The organism is Xenorhabdus sp. NBAII XenSa04 (genome assembly GCF_963866145.1).
GTDB classification, from domain to species: domain Bacteria; phylum Pseudomonadota; class Gammaproteobacteria; order Enterobacterales; family Enterobacteriaceae; genus Xenorhabdus; species Xenorhabdus indica.
On the sequence record NZ_CAWMEB010000400.1, the window covers coordinates 27,556 to 45,709 of the forward strand.

At 43.8% G+C, this 18,154-nt stretch carries 22 protein-coding genes; 10 read left to right on the plus strand and 12 right to left on the minus strand.

Annotated elements, in window-relative coordinates; all coding sequences use genetic code 11:
* Positions 1-52: 52 nt before the first annotated feature.
* The 9 genes from ptsN to AAC147_RS13710 form a co-directional block, all read right to left on the minus strand.
* On the minus strand, positions 53-520 hold the full coding sequence (gene ptsN, locus AAC147_RS13670) for a PTS IIA-like nitrogen regulatory protein PtsN (protein ID WP_047681999.1): 468 nt from the start codon (positions 518-520) through the stop codon (positions 53-55).
* Between the two features lie 207 nt (positions 521-727).
* The gene (hpf, locus tag AAC147_RS13675; protein ID WP_047682002.1) at positions 728-1,015 is read right to left on the minus strand and encodes a ribosome hibernation promoting factor; all 288 of its coding nucleotides are present in this window, start codon (positions 1,013-1,015) and stop codon (positions 728-730) included.
* 23 nt (positions 1,016-1,038) lie between these two features.
* Positions 1,039-2,514: an RNA polymerase factor sigma-54 gene (gene rpoN / locus AAC147_RS13680; RefSeq protein WP_047682004.1), complete on the minus strand. Its 1,476-nt coding sequence runs from the start codon at positions 2,512-2,514 to the stop codon at positions 1,039-1,041.
* A 78-nt stretch (positions 2,515-2,592) separates the two neighbouring features.
* Positions 2,593-3,318: an LPS export ABC transporter ATP-binding protein gene (gene lptB / locus AAC147_RS13685; protein ID WP_047682007.1), complete on the minus strand. Its 726-nt coding sequence runs from the start codon at positions 3,316-3,318 to the stop codon at positions 2,593-2,595.
* A gap of 6 nt (positions 3,319-3,324) precedes the next feature.
* Complete coding sequence (gene lptA, locus AAC147_RS13690; RefSeq protein WP_047682010.1) at positions 3,325-3,873, minus strand: lipopolysaccharide ABC transporter substrate-binding protein LptA; 549 nt, start codon at positions 3,871-3,873, stop codon at positions 3,325-3,327.
* Positions 3,854-4,447, minus strand: coding sequence for an LPS export ABC transporter periplasmic protein LptC (lptC, locus tag AAC147_RS13695; protein WP_047682013.1), 594 nt, complete (start codon positions 4,445-4,447; stop codon positions 3,854-3,856). The genes lptA and lptC overlap by 20 nt, the downstream gene beginning before the upstream one ends.
* Before the next feature lie 19 nt (positions 4,448-4,466).
* Positions 4,467-5,030 carry a 3-deoxy-manno-octulosonate-8-phosphatase KdsC gene (kdsC, locus tag AAC147_RS13700; RefSeq protein ID WP_047682017.1) on the minus strand — a complete coding sequence of 188 codons (564 nt, stop codon included), beginning with the start codon at positions 5,028-5,030 and terminating at the stop codon, positions 4,467-4,469.
* A gap of 120 nt (positions 5,031-5,150) precedes the next feature.
* The gene (gene kdsD, locus AAC147_RS13705; RefSeq protein WP_047682020.1) at positions 5,151-6,119 is read right to left on the minus strand and encodes an arabinose-5-phosphate isomerase KdsD; all 969 of its coding nucleotides are present in this window, start codon (positions 6,117-6,119) and stop codon (positions 5,151-5,153) included.
* Between the two features lie 59 nt (positions 6,120-6,178).
* Positions 6,179-7,147 carry a calcium/sodium antiporter gene (locus AAC147_RS13710; RefSeq protein ID WP_047682023.1) on the minus strand — a complete coding sequence of 323 codons (969 nt, stop codon included), beginning with the start codon at positions 7,145-7,147 and terminating at the stop codon, positions 6,179-6,181.
* Between the two features lie 227 nt (positions 7,148-7,374).
* Between AAC147_RS13710 and mlaF the strand changes: the two genes are divergently transcribed.
* The 7 genes from mlaF to murA all read left to right on the plus strand — a co-directional run bounded on the left by mlaF (position 7,375) and on the right by murA (position 12,229).
* The gene (mlaF, locus tag AAC147_RS13715; RefSeq protein WP_047682026.1) at positions 7,375-8,190 is read left to right on the plus strand and encodes a phospholipid ABC transporter ATP-binding protein MlaF; all 816 of its coding nucleotides are present in this window, start codon (positions 7,375-7,377) and stop codon (positions 8,188-8,190) included.
* Positions 8,191-8,223: 33 nt separating this feature from the next.
* Positions 8,224-9,006 carry a lipid asymmetry maintenance ABC transporter permease subunit MlaE gene (gene mlaE, locus AAC147_RS13720; RefSeq protein WP_047682029.1) on the plus strand — a complete coding sequence of 261 codons (783 nt, stop codon included), beginning with the start codon at positions 8,224-8,226 and terminating at the stop codon, positions 9,004-9,006.
* A 4-nt stretch (positions 9,007-9,010) separates the two neighbouring features.
* Positions 9,011-9,520 (plus strand): outer membrane lipid asymmetry maintenance protein MlaD, encoded by a 510-nt coding sequence (gene mlaD, locus AAC147_RS13725; RefSeq protein WP_047682032.1) that lies wholly within the window; start codon positions 9,011-9,013, stop codon positions 9,518-9,520.
* A gap of 33 nt (positions 9,521-9,553) precedes the next feature.
* A complete protein-coding gene (gene mlaC, locus AAC147_RS13730) occupies positions 9,554-10,183 on the plus strand; it encodes a phospholipid-binding protein MlaC (protein ID WP_047682063.1) in 630 nt (209 codons plus the stop codon).
* 1 nt (position 10,184) lies between these two features.
* Positions 10,185-10,514 (plus strand): lipid asymmetry maintenance protein MlaB, encoded by a 330-nt coding sequence (gene mlaB / locus AAC147_RS13735; RefSeq protein WP_081989033.1) that lies wholly within the window; start codon positions 10,185-10,187, stop codon positions 10,512-10,514.
* A gap of 149 nt (positions 10,515-10,663) precedes the next feature.
* Positions 10,664-10,918: a BolA family iron metabolism protein IbaG gene (gene ibaG / locus AAC147_RS13740; RefSeq protein ID WP_047682035.1), complete on the plus strand. Its 255-nt coding sequence runs from the start codon at positions 10,664-10,666 to the stop codon at positions 10,916-10,918.
* Positions 10,919-10,975: 57 nt separating this feature from the next.
* The gene (gene murA, locus AAC147_RS13745; RefSeq protein WP_047682038.1) at positions 10,976-12,229 is read left to right on the plus strand and encodes a UDP-N-acetylglucosamine 1-carboxyvinyltransferase; all 1,254 of its coding nucleotides are present in this window, start codon (positions 10,976-10,978) and stop codon (positions 12,227-12,229) included.
* Positions 12,230-12,334: 105 nt separating this feature from the next.
* Here the strand turns inward: murA and degS are convergent, their stop codons facing one another.
* The 3 genes from degS to zapG form a co-directional block, all read right to left on the minus strand.
* Entirely contained in the window at positions 12,335-13,393 is a 1,059-nt protein-coding gene (gene degS / locus AAC147_RS13750) for an outer membrane-stress sensor serine endopeptidase DegS (RefSeq protein WP_047682041.1), read from the minus strand.
* A gap of 163 nt (positions 13,394-13,556) precedes the next feature.
* Positions 13,557-14,936: a Do family serine endopeptidase gene (locus AAC147_RS13755; protein WP_047682044.1), complete on the minus strand. Its 1,380-nt coding sequence runs from the start codon at positions 14,934-14,936 to the stop codon at positions 13,557-13,559.
* A 286-nt stretch (positions 14,937-15,222) separates the two neighbouring features.
* The gene (zapG, locus tag AAC147_RS13760; protein ID WP_047682047.1) at positions 15,223-15,627 is read right to left on the minus strand and encodes a Z-ring associated protein ZapG; all 405 of its coding nucleotides are present in this window, start codon (positions 15,625-15,627) and stop codon (positions 15,223-15,225) included.
* Positions 15,628-15,819: 192 nt separating this feature from the next.
* On the opposite strand from zapG, the gene zapE reads away from it, so the two are divergent.
* The 3 genes from zapE to rpsI all read left to right on the plus strand — a co-directional run bounded on the left by zapE (position 15,820) and on the right by rpsI (position 18,070).
* Entirely contained in the window at positions 15,820-16,962 is a 1,143-nt protein-coding gene (gene zapE / locus AAC147_RS13765) for a cell division protein ZapE (RefSeq protein WP_047682050.1), read from the plus strand.
* Positions 16,963-17,233: 271 nt separating this feature from the next.
* Complete coding sequence (rplM, locus tag AAC147_RS13770) at positions 17,234-17,662, plus strand: 50S ribosomal protein L13 (RefSeq protein ID WP_038259580.1); 429 nt, start codon at positions 17,234-17,236, stop codon at positions 17,660-17,662.
* Between the two features lie 15 nt (positions 17,663-17,677).
* The gene (rpsI, locus tag AAC147_RS13775; protein WP_021323578.1) at positions 17,678-18,070 is read left to right on the plus strand and encodes a 30S ribosomal protein S9; all 393 of its coding nucleotides are present in this window, start codon (positions 17,678-17,680) and stop codon (positions 18,068-18,070) included.
* Positions 18,071-18,154 lie beyond the last annotated feature (84 nt).

Below are 18,154 nucleotides of genomic sequence, written 5' to 3' on the forward strand. Positions count from 1 at the left end.
TGTTTTTTATTGCTTTTCAACAATCAATTGTAACCGCAATTGTCATCGTTATTTATTCAGTAATGATTTTGTATAGTTCTTCATCACTTTGTGCTGAACGCAAACGACGACAGAGATTTTTATCTGACAGTCGCTTTGCAATCAATGAGAGTGAATGCAAATGGATCTGACACTGGTTAGATGGAACCAATAAAGCAAATAGCAAGTCAACAGGTTGATTATCAATAGCATCAAAGGTAATCGGTTGTTCCAGATGCAAAAATACACCAACGGCATTATTTGAGCATTCTGTTTCCAGCTTGCCGTGAGGAATGGCAATCCCGCTGCCAATACCTGTTGTACCCACTTTTTCGCGGGAAAGAATGGCTTCAAATACGGCATTTTCTGGCAAATTAAGCTGTTTTGATGCCAATTCGCTGATAATCTCTAAGGCGCGCTTTTTACTCGAACAAGGTACGTTGTTACGCGTACATTCGGATGAAAGCACTGAACTTAGTGGTAAATCTGTTTCGTTGTTCATTTCTTTATTCACTTAGGGTCTGTAATACCAGATGCCTGAGTTTAGACATCTGGTATCAGAACACTATTTATGCTTATGCCATTGAGCCTTCTGGTTGTTTCTTTCGTTAGCTGCATTCATTTATTGCCTACTTTGATGCAACCGGAAGTCTATTGGATATAGATAGAACAGTGCTAATCTTATGACAGTCCCGTTGTCTGAAAACTGTTAATGTTGTCTCAATTTACTTTTATGTTTGGTCAATTGACGAGCCAGTTTGTCTGCCAGCGCATCAATTGCTGCATACATATCTTCATGCTCTGAACTCGCATGCAACTCTCCTCCATTGACATGTACCGTGGCTTCAGCAATTTTCTGCACCTTTTCCACTCGGAGGATGACCTGAATAAGGTTAATCTTATCGAAATATTGATCCAATTTGCCGCATTTTGTGTTTACAACATTGCGTAGTGCATCAGTGATTTCAAGATTGTGGCCTGTAACATTGAGTTGCATAGTGTTTTCCTTCTCTGTGTTGTTCAAACCAATTTTTTACGTTGGTTTGAAGGCGGGATGGATAACGACTCTCTATATTTTGCGACAGTTCGACGTGCTACTTGAATGCCTTGTTCGGCAAGTAAGTTTGTCAATTTACTGTCACTCAGTGGCTTGGCCGGGTTTTCTGCCGCGACCAATTTTTTCACCAGTGCCCGTATCGCCGTAGAAGAGGCTTCGCCTCCGCTATCAGTATTAACGTGACTGGAGAAAAAATATTTCAATTCAAAAATCCCGCGTGGACTATGCAGATACTTCTGGGTTGTCACACGGGAAATGGTGGATTCATGCATGTCAATCTGATAGGCGATATCAGCCAGTACCAGTGGTTTCATGTATTCCGCACCATATTCAAAGAAATCTTGCTGTCGCTCCACAATGCAGTGACTGACTTTCAATAACGTTTCATTGCGACTTTCGAGACTTTTTATCAGCCATTTAGCTTCTTGCAGGTTATTACGGATAAACAGGCTGTCACTCTCATTATGAGATTGTTGCCCTAGTGCAGCATAATGCTGATTAATGCGCAGACGAGGGATGTTATCGGTATTCAGCCTGACCTGCCAGCGTTCATTCTCTTTCTGGACTAATACATCGGGAATAACGTATTCGGATTCTCCGGTATTCACCATTAATCCGGGCCTCGGCTCCAGTGACTGAATAATATCAATTGCTGCTTTTAATGCACTTTCTTTTAATTTGCTCTGTCGCAACAAATTTCGAAAGTCCCGGTTGCCCAATAGTTCAAGGTACTTGCTGGTAACCAGTTTTGCTTCGTTCAGGTAAGGTGTTTCTGCTGGTAGCATTGCAAGTTGGATCAGCAGACATTCACGTAAATTACGTGCCGCAACACCAATGGGATCAAAGTGTTGTACTCGCTTGAGTACGGCTTCGATTTCTTCTAATGTCAGTTCATCATCACCAATGCTGACAAGGATCTCCTCGACAGGGACTGTCAGGTAGCCTGTTTCGTCAATGGCATCAATGATCGATGTGGCGATGGCTGAATCTGTTTCAGTAAACGGAGTCAATGCAGCTTGCCACATTAAATAATCTTGTAATGACTGGGTTGTTTCACCTTGATAAACGGGAAAGTCATCTGCGTTGTAGTCACTTTTTGCTCCCAGGGATGGACCCGCAGTGTAAATTTCATCCCAACTGGTATCAAGAGGAAGCTCTTCAGGCATATCCCGTTGCTCAAGGGCTTCAAGTGTATCCATGACTTTCGTTTCTCTATCAGGATATGTTTCTGCATCAGGGGCTGTTTGTGCATCGGAATAGCCTTGGATATCAATTTCTTGATGTAGTTCTTCTTGCTCAAGCATAGGATTGGCTTCCAAAGCCAGTTGGAGCTCCTGTTGAAGTTCAAGCGTAGAAAGTTGCAACAAACGGATAGCTTGCTGAAGTTGCGGCGTCATCGTCAATTGCTGACTGAGTTTGAGTTGCAAACTTTGCTTCATAACGATCTCACTTCCTCCTGAACTGAATCCTTAATGCTCCTAAACTGAATGCCCCTGAATTTTGCCTGACAATGAGCCTTAAAGTCGGAAGCCTTCACCCAGATAAACGCGCTTAACTTGCTCATTGCTGAGGATATCTTCTGGTGTACCGTGGGCAATCAAATGCCCCTGACTGACAATGTAAGCGCGTTCACACACATCCAGTGTTTCACGGACGTTATGGTCAGTAATCAGAACACCCAGACCACAGTCCCGTAGGTGTTGAATGATCTTTTTAATATCAAGAACAGAAATAGGGTCAACTCCTGCAAAAGGTTCATCCAACAGAATAAATTTAGGATTTGCTGCCAGTGCTCGGGCGATTTCCACACGACGGCGTTCACCACCGGACAACGATTGACCAAGGCTGTTACGCAAATGAGAAATATGAAACTCTTCCATCAATTCTTCGGCGCGCGCTTTGCGCTGTTCCTGATTGATATCCTTACGGATCTCAAGAACCGCCATTAAATTATCGTACACACTCAGCCGACGGAAGATAGAGGCTTCCTGTGGTAAGTAACCGATACCCCGGCGGGCACGTTCATGCAGAGGTAGCAGGCTGATATCTTCATGGTCTATAGTGATAGTACCTGCATCACGTGGCACAATACCGACAACCATATAGAAAGTTGTGGTTTTACCTGCACCGTTTGGCCCAAGCAGGCCCACAATTTCACCTGATTTCACTTTCAGGCTGACATCCTCAACGACCTTACGTCCCTTATAAGCTTTTGCCAGATTGTCCGCGTTTAATATTGCCATACGTCGTTATTTACTCTTTTTATTAACATCAGTGTTGTTAACACCAGGGCCTTTTTCCTGCAACTGGGAAGGTAACAGGACGGTGGTGACATGCTTACCTTTATCGCTAAAGGCTTCCATTTGCTGTGTTGGCACTAAATAGGTGATTTTATCGCCTTTGATGTTACTGTCGAGCTGTTCAAGATAAGCATTGCCTGTCAGTGTGACTAGCTCGCTACCCATTTCATAGCGCATCTTTGCAGCATGGCCTTTGATGGGTTTACCATCATCCTGTAATTGGTAAAATGTTGCAGGATTGCCATAGGCTTCGATAACGGTTTTTTTCGAATCACCATCAGGGCGGGTAACAACAACCTTATCAGCCCGAATATCGATAGAACCTTGCTTTACGATAACATTATCCGTAAATGTGGCAACGTTCCCCGTTACGTCCAAAGATTGTCTGGCTGAATCAATGGTAATGGGTTTTTGCGTGTCATCTTTCAATGCCAGCGCAGGCAGGCTAACTGCAACCAGTGTACTGGTAATCAGGGTATTACGGATTAGGTTCTTCATGTGGAATCTCATAGCGAGTGCTTACCTTTTCAATCAATTCAGCAGTTTTGTCTCGTAGATTGCCGCGCATTCTCATGCCAACAGATTGCAGTCCGACTCCCTCTAAAGTGACTTTATCGTCAGAAGCAACATCCTGAGTCACGAGATTGACTGTTGCATTATCTGTTGTGATCTTTTGCAATTGTGATGCGTCATTCAAGCTGTCCACCTGGACATCTCCATATAAGTAGAGCATATCATCATGGGTAAGTTTTGCTTTATTGGCGTGTACTGTCCATGTTGGTTTCGGGGATTTGGATGCGCTGTTAGCATCAAAAGTCGTCAATATTGGCTTGGTAAACCAAGTCAGTTTTGTTTCCGTATAATTTTTAACATCATCTGCCACTAGTTTATAAACCAATTTACCCCCTGGATCATAAACAAATGTGATGGCTTCCTCTGTTTGGTAAGTAGGATAACTGCCATCTAAAATTGGTGATGAAGTGTCTTGATTTGAATTGGATAAATTCCAGCCAATCAATGCAAGCACAATCAAAGTCAGTATTGCGATCAGCCAGGATTGAGTTCTGCTCATTCTTTTTTCAGTTCATATTTTATATTGATAACCCTTTGGCATCTTCAAGCTTATTCTGAGCGAAAAGCACCAAATCACAAAGTTCTCTGACTGCCCCACGACCACCAGCAATCTGAGTCACATAATCGGCCTTCGGCAGTAAGAGTGGGTGAGCATCGGCCACCGCGGCCGATAATCCGACCTGAGCCATGACAGGCCAATCAATCAGGTCATCGCCGATATAGGCAACCTGTTCAGGTTGTAGCGCTAGTTTATCCAACAGTTCCTGATACGCCAAAATCTTATCGTTCTGACCTTGGTAAAGATAGGTAATACCAAGAGTTTTTGCGCGATTTTCCAGCAACTTGGCTTGGCGACCAGTTATAATTGCAACTTCGATACCGGAGGTAATTAAACAACGGATACCGTAACCATCACGAACATTAAAGGCTTTCAGCTCTTCGCCCTCATTGCCCATGTATATCAGGCCATCCGACATGACTCCATCAACATCGCAGATCAATAGACGGATCTTTTTGGCTTTCGCGATAATTTCTTTATTTACTGGGCCATAACAGGTATCCAGATATTCGTTTTGCTTCATTCAGAAATTCTCTACTACATTATTGTCACTAGCATTGTGTTATAACCAGTATTAAATTGTGACAGGCCCTTGGTTGCAGACCTGTTTATTACTATCTTACCAGATTTATATGACGGGTTTTTATACAACTCCTGCTTGTAATAGGTCATGCATATGTAATACACCAAGCAAGGTGTTGCCTTCTGTAACCAGCAGGGAGGTAATATGGCGTGATTGCATCAGATTCAGGGCATCAACAGCTAACGCATTCGGTTTGATGCGGATACCCCCTGTGGTCATAACGTCAGAAATTTTGGCGTTGTTTAAATCGATACCCATATCGAAAACGCGGCGTAGATCCCCGTCAGTAAAGATACCATCGATCTGCATATCATCACCACAGATGACAGTCATGCCTAGTTTTTTTCGTGTGATTTCTATTAATGCTTCACGCAGGGTGGCAGTGTGAGGTACTCGGGGAATGTCATCATCAGTGGTCATTAGGTCACTGGCCAGTAGCAAAAGTTTGCGTCCAAGTGCACCACCGGGATGGGAAAGGGCGAAATCTTCTGCGGTAAAACCACGGGCTTCCAGTAGTGCAAGGGCCAGGGCATCGCCCATGACCAGCGTTGCGGTTGTACTGGTTGTGGGTGCCAATCCTAATGGGCAGGCTTCTTGTGGTGTTTTGATGCACAGATGGACATCAGAGGCTTTGCCCATACTACTGTTACAGTTATTTGTCATACAGATGAGCGGGACTTTTTGCCGTTTAAGTATCGGAATTAAGGCGAGGATCTCATTGGACTCACCGGAATTGGAAATTGCTATGACAATGTCTTTTGGGGTCACCATGCCGAGATCACCGTGACTGGCTTCTCCGGGGTGGACAAAGAACGACGGAGTTCCGGTGCTGGCAAATGTTGCCGCCATTTTCCTTCCTATATGGCCGGATTTACCCATCCCCATGACAATGACTTTGCCCTCGCAGTCAAACATTAATTCACAGGCTTTGTTGAAATCATCATTGATGTACTGTTCCAATCTCGTCAATCCGTCGAGTTCGATATGTAATACTCTCTTACCCGCTTGCTGAAAATCGATCTTAGGCATTTCTACTCCCACTCCTTCCCATTCAATCGGTAATTATTCAGTACATTAATTACCGGATATTAATCACCAGACATCACAAAAAGTATGACAAAATAAGCGATAAAACAGCCAAGTAATAGCGCGCCGTTCAATCGGTTCAACCGATGTTTTCTCCTCACACAGAATAGCGTGAATAGTACACTTGCTGCCATCATGATCCAAAAATCCCGGGAAAAGGCATAGGGTGAAATAACACTGGGTGAAAATATGCTGGAAATACCTAATACAAAGGTCATGTTGAAAACATTAGAACCAATGATATTTCCTATTGCCATATCATTTTCACCTTTAATGGCCGCAGCAATAGAAGTAGCAAGTTCAGGCAGGCTTGTTCCCACAGCCAAAATTGTCAGTCCAATAACCAGATCACTGATACCATAAATATGTGCAATTACGGTGGCGTTATCAATTACCATGCGGGTAGATATCGGTAAGATAATTAATCCTAAAACAACCCAAAGCAGCGCGATTCCTTTGTTGCCTTCAATGGGCAGTTCTGAGTCCCGTTCCCGTGTGTAGTTGTCGCTATCATTACATTGGGAGTTTGCTGTCATTTTTATCATTATTGATATGAAAAATAGAGCGGTAAACAACAGAACAATGCCATCCAAACGACTCAGGTAGTTATTGGACAATAAGTAGCCTGCGAACCCTATAATCAACAACATCAAAGGTAATTCTCGCCGCAAAATTTCTGATTGTACTGTTATTGGACGAATAAGTGCGACAGCGCCGGTAATTAACAGTAAATTTGTAATATTAGAACCGATTGCATTACCCACAGCCATGTTTGGTAACCCATTCAGGCTTGCGGTGACAGATACCATCAATTCTGGCAAAGAGGTGCCGATTCCCATGACCACCAGGCCGATAATAAAAGGGGGTATTTTTAATGCGCGGGCAAATACCGCAGCACCATATACTAATCTATCAGAACCGTACACCAGTAAAATCAACCCAGTAATGAGCAGTACAATAGTCAGAAACATGATGTGTTCCTTAGATAAGATTTAATTGAGCACAATGCCAGTGTTGGTTGATTTATAAACAAAAATATTTATTTAGTCAGAGTTATATATTCTGAAGGTCGAACGATAAAAAGTAAAATTTGCTATCACTTTACTAACGCAAATTTGGCAATTTTTTTGTAGTATGCATCACTGATTATTTGGAAACAGTAAGCAATTAGTTTATTAACAATTAAGGGCTATCAATAATGAGTCAACAAACAGAAAATCTTATTGAGATCAGCGGCATGTATTTCACCCGTGGTCAACGCCCAATTTTTGCTGATATTAATTTGACCGTCCCCAAAGGGAAAATAACCGCCATCATGGGCCCTTCTGGTATTGGAAAAACGACTCTGCTGCGTTTGATTGGTGGGCAAATCCGTCCTGAGCGTGGTGAGATTTGGTTTGATGGCGATAATATCCCTGCATTGTCCCGTCCTCGCCTTTATGCCGTCCGTAAGAAAATGAGCATGTTATTTCAGTCAGGTGCGTTATTTACGGATCTGAATGTTTTTGACAATGTTGCTTTTCCATTACGTGAGCATACCGATCTGCCCGAAGAGTTAATTTATACTACGGTAATGATGAAACTGGAAGCAGTAGGATTGCGTGGTGCTGCTCAATTGATGCCTTCGGAGTTGTCTGGGGGTATGGCAAGGCGGGCAGCTTTGGCGAGAGCGATTGCACTAGATCCTGATTTAATCATGTTTGATGAGCCATTTGTTGGTCAGGATCCGATTACAATGGGTGTTCTGGTAAAGTTGATCGATGAACTTAATCACGCTCTTGGTGTCACCTGTGTTGTGGTTTCTCATGATGTTCCTGAAGTATTAAGTATTGCTGATTATGCTTACATTGTGGCTGAAAAAAAGGTCATTGCAGAAGGTACACCGAAGCAATTGAAAATGAATCAGGATCAACAGGTACGACAGTTCCTTGATGGCATTGCTGATGGTCCAGTGCCTTTCCGTTTCCCTGCGGGGGATTATAAAACCGAGTTATTAGCTAATAAAATTAGTTAGTAACAAAATAGTTATTAGGATAATGGAATGTTGATGTTAACACGGGCATTGGCAACATTAGGCAGGCGAGCGATTGAAGTTGCCGCTTCATTCGGCCGTGCGGGGTTCATGCTGTTCAGCGCAATTATTGGTAAACCGGAACCTGCCAGACAATGGTTATCATTGCGTCAGCAGCTTTATAGCGTAGGGGTACAGTCACTGCTGATTATTGTTGTTTCAGGTTTATTTATTGGCATGGTTTTGGCATTGCAGGGTTATTTGGTGCTGAGAACTTTCAGTGCTGAAGGTAGTCTTGGCATGATGGTAGCTTTATCGCTGTTGCGAGAATTAGGCCCGGTAGTGACGGCACTCTTGTTTGCGGGTCGCGCAGGTTCTGCATTGACCGCAGAAATTGGCTTGATGAAAGCGACAGAACAAATTTCCAGTTTGGAAATGATGGCAGTTGACCCATTACGTCGGGTCGTCGCCCCACGCTTCTGGGCTGGTTTTATCAGTATGCCTTTGTTATCGATGATCTTTGTTGCAGTTGGCATTCTGGGCGGTGTGATGGTCGGTGTAGATTGGAAAGGCATTGATAGTGGTTTTTTCTGGTCTTCCATGCAGTCAGCGGTGGAATGGCAGAAAGATATACTTAATTGTTTTCTTAAGAGCGTAGTTTTTGCCATCACGGTTACATGGATCGCGCTGTTCAATGGTTATGACGCTATCCCAACATCGGAAGGGATCAGCAGGGCAACAACGCGCACAGTGGTTCATGCGTCGTTAGCAGTATTGGGCTTGGATTTTGTGTTGACAGCACTGATGTTTGGGAACTAATTCGATGCAAAGTAAGAAAAATGAAATTTGGGTTGGAAGTTTTGTCGTAATTGCACTGGCAGCAATCATTTTTTTATGTCTGAAAGTCGCTGATATTCGGTCTTTCGGTAGCCAGACCACTTATCGTGTCACTGCTGCATTTGACAATATTGGTGGATTGAAAGAACGTTCTCCTGTCAAAATCGGGGGCGTTGTTATTGGCCGGGTAGGGAAAATCTGGCTGGATAAGAAAACCTATACTCCACAGGTCGAGCTGGATATTTTCACGCAGTACGACAACATTCCCAGTTCCAGTTCTCTTTCTATTCGGACCTCTGGTCTGTTGGGTGAACAATATGTCGCGTTGAATGTCGGGTTTGATGATCCTGATTTGGGCGTCACCATGCTAAAAGATGGAGATAGAATTGAGGACACCAAACCTGCGATGGTTCTTGAAGACTTAATTGGTCAGTTCCTGTACAAGAGTGGTGGCGGAGATCACCAGTCTTCTGCTGCGCCCGCACAGGCACACTAACCCATAATCCACTGCTTAGGAGAAATGCTAATGATGTTTAAGCGATTACTTATGGTTGCCTTACTGGTGGTTGCACCATTCGCTAGTGCTGTTGATCAAACCAACCCTTATGCATTAATGAAAGATGCAGCAGAAAAAACGTTCTCTCGCTTGAAGAATGAACAGCCGCAGATTCAGGCAAATCCTGAAATACTGCGTCAGATTGTGCATCAGGAATTAATGCCTTATGTGCAAGCAAAATATGCAGGGGCATTGGTATTAGGGCCTTACTACAAGCAAGCAACACCAGAGCAGCGTGATGCTTATTTCAAGGCGTTTGAGTCTTATCTGGAGCAAGCTTATGGTCAGGCTCTGGCAATGTATCATGGACAAAATTACCAGATTGCTCCTGAACAACCACTGGGTGATAAGACCATCGTAGCGATCCGTGTCACCATCACAGATCCTAATGGTCAACCACCTGTTCGTCTCGACTTTCAGTGGCGAAAAAACAGTAAAACCGGAAACTGGCAGGCTTACGATATGATAGCAGAAGGCGTGAGCATGATTACGACAAAACAGAATGAGTGGTCGGAAATTCTGCGCCAGAAAGGTATTGATGGTTTAACTGAGCAACTGAAAATCAGTGCACAAGTTCCAATCACTTTGGAAAAGAAAAAGTGATATGAAAAGCCGAAAAAAGGATAAAGTGCCTGATAGAATAATGCAGTTAAGTTGGGAACAAGAAGGAAACACGCTGTTTCTGAAAGGTACGTTGGATCGCGATAGCCTGCTATCCTTTTGGCAGGAAAGAGGCAGCGTATTGGCGCAAATAGACAATATTGATGTTTCCCAACTTGGACATGTGGATTCCACGGGGCTGGCCTTATTTGTTCGCATAAAAGGCGACAGGCAGCAACAAGGCAAAGGGTTGACATTTTCTGGTATAGGGGAGCGCCTGAAAACGCTTATTGCGCTTTATGGTCTGCAAAGTATGTTTGCAGGCCATTTATAATCTGAGAATAACTCACCAGAAAGATGGTGGGTATAATATCGCCCTTATGAGTCCTTGTCTTATAAGGGCGTTTTTCATGGTTTAAGAGTCGCCTGGATTCCATTACGATAGGCGTCTACTATTATTTTAACAGCGAGTGTGAGCAAACTATGGATGCTAATGAAATTAAAAAAGTACTGATGGAAAAGTTGGTGCTTGATGAAGTTATCGTTAGTGGTGATGGTAGCCATTTTCAGGTAATTGCAGTGGGTGAAATTTTTGGTGAACTAAGCCGTGTCAAACAACAGCAAACTGTTTATGCACCCCTGATGGAATACATCGCTGATAACCGCATTCACGCTTTGTCAATTAAAACCTACACACCAGCACAATGGCAACGTGACCGCAAGCTCCAGGGCTTTTGAGGTTGTTTGCATCGCCGCGAACAGCACACTTTGAATTAAATAAGAGAATCATGACAGATGGATAAATTTCGAGTGAAAGGGCCTACCTGCTTGTCAGGAGAGGTGACTATTTCCGGGGCAAAAAATGCCGCATTACCAATTCTGTTCGCAGCGTTGCTGGCGGAAGAGCCAGTTGAATTACAGAATGTTCCTGAATTAAAAGACATTGATACCACAATCAAACTGCTGAACCGTTTGGGAACGAAAGTAGAACGTAATGGTTCGGTATTTGTTGATGCCAGAGGAGTCAATAAATATTGTGCACCTTATGAGCTGGTTAAGACCATGCGTGCTTCTATTTGGGCATTGGGGCCACTAGTAGCCCGTTTTGGGCAGGGACAGGTTTCTTTACCCGGTGGTTGCGCTATCGGGGCCCGTCCTGTCGATCTTCATATTTCCGGACTAGAACAACTTGGTGCAAAGATTGTACTGGAAGAAGGGTATGTTAAAGCGTCTGTAGATGGCCGTTTAAAAGGTGCCAGCATCGTTATGGATAAAGTAAGCGTTGGTGCAACGGTAACTATCATGACAGCAGCAACACTGGCGGAAGGTAAAACCATCATTGAAAATGCAGCACGTGAACCTGAAATTGAAGATACGGCCAATTTCCTGAATACATTGGGTGCAAAAATTACGGGTGCAGGCACTGATCGCATTGTGATTGAAGGTGTCGAGCGTTTAGGTGGTGGTGTCTATCGTGTATTACCTGATCGCATTGAAACAGGAACTTTTCTTGTTGCAGCGGCGGCTTCCCGCGGAAAGGTTATCTGTCGCAAGGCTAAGCCAGATACATTGGATGCTGTTCTGGCTAAATTACGTGAAGCCGGAGCTGATATTCAGGTAGGTGATGACTGGATTAGTTTGGATATGCATGGTAAGCGACCAAAAGCAGTCACATTTCGCACTGCACCACATCCGGGCTTCCCGACTGATATGCAGGCACAATTTAGTTTACTGAATATCGTTGCTGAAGGTGCGGGCATGATCACCGAAACTATTTTCGAAAATCGTTTTATGCATATCCCTGAATTGATTCGTATGGGCGCACATGCAGAAATTGAAAGTAACACTGTACTTTGCCACGGCGTAGAAAAATTATCTGGTGCTCAGGTGATGGCAACGGATTTGCGTGCTTCTGCCAGTTTGGTATTAGCTGGCTGTATTGCAGAAGGAACAACCATCGTTGATCGTATTTACCATATTGATCGGGGCTACGAGCATATTGAAGATAAGCTGCGTGGTTTGGGTGCCAATATCGAACGTATTAAGTAGGATAAATATATTCTCCCCCTAATATGTGGGGGAGAGAATATGCGAGAGAAAATTAGGGAAAGAATTGCACTGAAAACCTGAGCGTTTCCCATCTAATGATGGATCTCAGTGTTCATCAAATTCCTCAATCGTAACGTTGAAAGTGAGGGTTTGACCATCGCGCAAAACGGTAACAGGAACGATGCTACCGGGGCGGATTTCAGCAACTTGATCCATGACTTCGGGAGGTGAAATTGCAGGCTGATGGTTGAAGCTGATGATGATATCCCCCACTTGAATGCCTGCTTTTTTGGCGGGGCTGCCCGGTAAAAGCTGGAAAACCCGAACTCCCTGAATTTGATGGATATTGGTCCCTGAAGAACGAATATTGGGCAGTTCTTTTGTTGAAATACCAATATATCCTCTGATAACTCGTCCATCACGGATTAATTTCTGCATGATTTTTGTTGCAAGCCCTGTGGGAATAGCAAATCCTAATCCTTCTGGTGTAGAACCAAATTCAGACTTATCAAATGACAGCGTATTAATGCCTACCAGTTCTCCTAAGGTATTAACCAGCGCGCCGCCTGAACTACCCTGATTAATTGACGCGTCTGTTTGCAGAAAATTTTGTCGCCGTGTCGGGCTGAGTCCGACACGTCCGGTTGCACTGATAATACCCTGAGTAATTGTCTGCCCTAAGTTGTAAGGGTTGCCGATTGCCAGCACGATATCGCCCACATGGGGAGTATGTTTGAGATTGATCGGGATCACCGGGAGATTTTCAGCGTTTATCTTGAGAACAGCCAGATCGGTCGGGCCATCAGAGCCGACCAACAGTGCTTCATAAAAATGCCCATCTTGCAACGCCACAATAATAGATCCCACTTTATTGATGACGTGTTTGTTAGTGAGTATATAACCCTGCTCACTCATGATGACACCAGAACCCAGAGGGATAAGCTCCCGTGGTTCGTGAGAAAAGCTACCTATACTGGTGCTGTAGATGTTAACGACAGCAGGTGCTGCCCGGCGAACGCCCTGACTGTAACTGGAAGGTTCTTCTGTGTCGTTGCTGTATAGGAAATTATTTAACTTATTGGGACGCAGTGATGGTATGGCAACCAGTAAAATCGCTGCAATAAGTAATCCTACCAATATGGAGCGCAGTAATTTGATCAGCATGGCATTATTCAATAATCAATAAGTTAAAAAAGCATAGCACAGAAGCGAGCAGACACAGCTTATGCTGTGTCTGCCTTTTCTATACCTTTTATCTTTCGGGTTGTTTGTTGTCACACTGTTTTGTTGTCACACTACAATCTGAAATTCATAGAGGTATAATCGATTAATTATGCAGCAATAGGTAAATGTTATCGCTACCACGCAGAATATTCAGGGCAATAACGGATGGTTTTTCTTCCAGTATTTTTTGCAGTTCATTGATGTTTTTAACTCGAACATTATTAGCACCGATAATCAAATCATTCTTCTGCAAACCTACCATTGCCGCTGATGAATTTTTGGCAACTGCATCGACTTTTACACCAGGAGTGTTATTCACGATGCCAGTGCTGAGAGTTGCACCTTGCAGAGCAATACTCAGTTTTTCCGCTTTAGTTGTCTGATTTTCACTGTTTTCCAGTATGACAGTGACTTCCATTGGCTTCCCTTTACGCAGTAAACCAACTGTGACCTCTTTACCTGGAAGAGTAGTGCCAATCTTCGCTCTTAACTCAGCAAAGCTATTAATTTTTTTGCCATCAATGGAAACCAATACATCTCCTGGCTTGATACCTGCTTTAGCCGCGGCAGACTTAGGCGTGACTTCACTGACAAATGCACCTTGTTGCGCATCAATATTCAGTGCCTTGGCGATATCTGCTGACATTTCGGTGCCTCTGATACCGAGCAGGCCACGTTTTACTTCACCATGAGCAATCAGCTGATCGGCTAAGTTCTTGGCCATATTACTTGGGATTGCAAAGCCAATACCAACATTGCCACCGCTTGGTGCGACAATAGCAGTATTAATACCAATCAGCTCCCCTTTCAGGTTAATCAGAGCACCACCAGAGTTACCCCGGTTAATGGAGGCATCGGTCTGAATAAAGTTTTCCAGACCTTCCAGATTCAGGCCACTACGGCCAAGGGCGGAAATGATCCCTGAGGTAACGGTTTGCCCTAGCCCAAATGGGTTGCCGATGGCAACAGCATAGTCACCGACACGTAGCTGATCTGAGTTAGCAAATTTGATGGCAGTCAGATTTTTGGCATCTTTTAACTGTAAAAGAGCAATGTCAGTTTGTGGGTCACGTCCGAGGAGTTTGGCAGAATATTCACGCCCGTCATTTAGCTGAACTTTAATTTTATCCGCATTGTTGATGACGTGATTGTTAGTAAGTACGTACCCTTTATCGACATTAATAATGACACCAGAACCTAATCCCTGGAATGGCCGGCTTCTTTTTTCCATTGGCGGAAAACCTGGCCCAAAGAAGAACTGGAAGTCTTCTGGTAGCTGGAGCTGTTGGGTTTGCACCTCAGTACCAGCAACATGTATGGTAACGACAGAAGGAAGAACTTTTTCCAGCATTGGAGCCAGGCTCGGCAATTCTTGAGAGGCCATGGCAGCAGGTAAAGCTGCGTTACTTACCATTGGAACCGAAGCCAAAGATAATCCAATACTGATCGCGAGTGCGCTGAGCAATGTGTTTTTACTTTTCATTGAATACGTTCTCTTACATACCTAAGCCAGAAAAGGAAAATCGTATTTAAAATTCCTATCTCATAAGAAAATTCTGCTTTCTAAGAAATTACTCTAACTGAGACAGGTCTCAATCATAATTGTTTCGTTGCAGTTATGACTACCAAGTATTTAACAAAGTTCACTAATAATGTAGTTTTGTTGAATGTCTTTACAGGGATTTACCTGAATAAAAAATAAAAAACAAACGTATATAACAGGATAAAGTAGCTTGCCGTGGTACTGGTTGTTACCACGGCAAGGCGATTTATTGTTTTTGATCTTGAATTGGACGAAACAGGCCTGATGCACCTTCAGAATAGTCTCGCGGAGGCATATCGGTGACGATTTGATTAGAATCGGTCTTGGATTCGTTAAGACGGTAATTAAAGGGATTATCTTGTACAGGCATGTTTGGCATCAGCTCATTGGAGCTCTTAGCCATATGCTGATACAACTGGCGATAATCACGAGCCATATTATCCAGCAATTCGGCGCTGCGGGCAAAATGGCTAACCAGCTCTTTACGATATTCTTCAAGTTCTGCCCGATTTTTCTCCAGTTCTGCTTGTACCGCATTTTGCTGACGCAATTTTGTGCTGCCAAAACGGACAGCCAGTGCTCCGATGATAAAACCAATAATTAATCCGATCAGTGCGTATTCCCAAGTCATGGCAACTCCTTTATTAACATCACAGCTATCACTATAACCGTTAATTCAGTCAGAGTGGAATATTGATTATTATTTAATTAATTTATATATCACCTGAGATGTTAATTTTATACGAATTTGTCATGATAGGTTGTGAGTTATACCCAAGGTATGTAGACCGGGAATAAAAAATTTTTAAGGATTACCACGTTAATGTCACCGATTACACCTTCGTCTCTTTACCAAATTGCGTTGTCTGATGGTCAATATCAACCTGATGAAGTGCAACACAATACAGTTGTCCGTCTGGATATGATTTATCATGATCTCGTGCAGTTTTCTGCCAGTAGTACCTTATATTCAGATGGCGGGAAAGCAAACGGATTGAAAGGCCTATTGAGTAAATTGTTGAAGCGTTCATCAACAGAACAGATTCGTCCGGTTCAGGGGCTTTATATGTGGGGAGGCGTGGGACGAGGAAAAACATGGTTGATGGATATGTTTTTCCAGAGCTTGCCTACTGAACGGAAATTACGTCTTCATTTCCACCGTTTTATGCTGCGGGTACATGAAGAATTAACTGAATTACAGGGGCACGAAAACCCTCTGGAAATTGTGGCGGATGGTTTCAAAGCACAAACGGATGTACTCTGTTTTGATGAATTTTTTGTTTCTGACATTACGGATGCCATGATCCTCGGCACATTGTTAGAAGCTTTGTTCAGACGAGGAATTACACTGGTGGCAACATCAAATATCCCACCAGATGAACTGTATCGGAATGGGTTACAACGCGCGCGTTTCCTGCCAGCGATTGAACAAATCAAGAAATATTGTGACGTGATGAATGTTGATGCCGGAATTGATTATCGATTGCGGACACTCACTCAGGCACATCTTTATTTGACGCCACTGTCGGAAAGTACCCACCAAGAAATGCATCAGGTTTTCCTGCGTCTGGCCGGGCGGGAAGGTGAGCCAACGCCGGTACTAGAGATTAACCATCGTAAGATGCCTGCGATTAACAGTGTTGATGGTGTGTTGGCAATCAATTTCAAGACGTTGTGTGAGGAACCCCGCAGCCAATTGGACTATATTGCTTTGTCTAAGCTCTATCACTCTGTTTTGCTGCATGACGTACCGGTGATGACGGTATTGAATGAGAGTGCTGCACGGCGTTTTATTGCATTAGTCGATGAATTCTATGAACGTCACGTGAAATTGATCATCAATGCAGAAGCACCAATGGAAGAGATTTATCAGGGAGAATTACTCCGTTTTGAGTACCAGCGTTGCTTGTCGCGCTTACAGGAAATGCAGAGTGAGGAATATTTGCAGCGCCCGCATCTGCCTTGATATTCGGTGAAATTATAGAGAGATTTCGCCAGGCTTACCGTTATCTAGTGAGATAATTATTGAATTTGGGGTCGATTTTTTATAGCGACTTCTCTATAATCTTGCGACCCCACGTTACAGCAGGATTTTTTATTTCCCGAAAAACTTGCATTAGTGCCGGCATAGGCTATTCGAAGGGGTAGGTTTGCTGGACATGAGTCGTGTGAACCTCAAAAAAGTTTCTGAACCTCGAGCGTTCACCAACGTGTAACTTATAATTGGGTAAGCTTTAATGAAAACTTTTACAGCTAAACCAGAAACCGTAAAACGCGACTGGTATGTTGTTGACGCAGATGGCAAAACTCTGGGCCGTCTTGCAACTGAAATAGCTCGTCGCCTGCGCGGCAAGCACAAAGCGGAATACACTCCGCACGTTGATACTGGTGATTACATCATTATTGTTAACGCAGAGAAAGTTGCTGTAACTGGCAACAAACGTGCTGACAAAATCTATTATCACCACACTGGCCACATCGGTGGTATCAAGCAAGCGACCTTTGAAGAGATGATTGCCCGCCGTCCTGAGCGTGTCATTGAAATCGCGGTTAAAGGCATGCTGCCAAAAGGGCCACTGGGTCGTGCAATGTACCGTAAACTGAAAGTTTACGCGGGCAGTGAGCACAACCACGCGGCACAGCAACCACAAGTTCTGGACATTTAATCGGGATTATAGGCAATGGCTGAAAATCAATACTACGGCACTGGTCGCCGCAAAAGCTCTTCCGCTCGTGTCTTCATTAAGCCAGGTAGCGGTAACATCGTCATCAACCAACGCAGCCTCGAAGTTTACTTCGGTCGTGAAACTGCGCGCATGGTTGTTCGTCAGCCACTTGAGCTGGTTGACATGCTGGACAAACTGGATCTGTACATCACTGTTAAAGGTGGTGGTATCTCTGGTCAGGCAGGCGCAATCCGTCACGGTATCACCCGTGCACTGATGGCTTATGACGAGACTCTGCGTTCTGATCTTCGCAAAGCTGGCTTCGTTACCCGCGATGCTCGTGAAGTTGAACGTAAAAAAGTGGGTCTGCGCAAAGCACGTCGTCGTCCACAGTTCTCCAAGCGTTAATTTTTTGCCACAATGGTGGCATTGGATTAATGTTGAAACCCGCCATTTTTATGGCGGGTTTTTTATCTTTGGGTTTTCCTACCT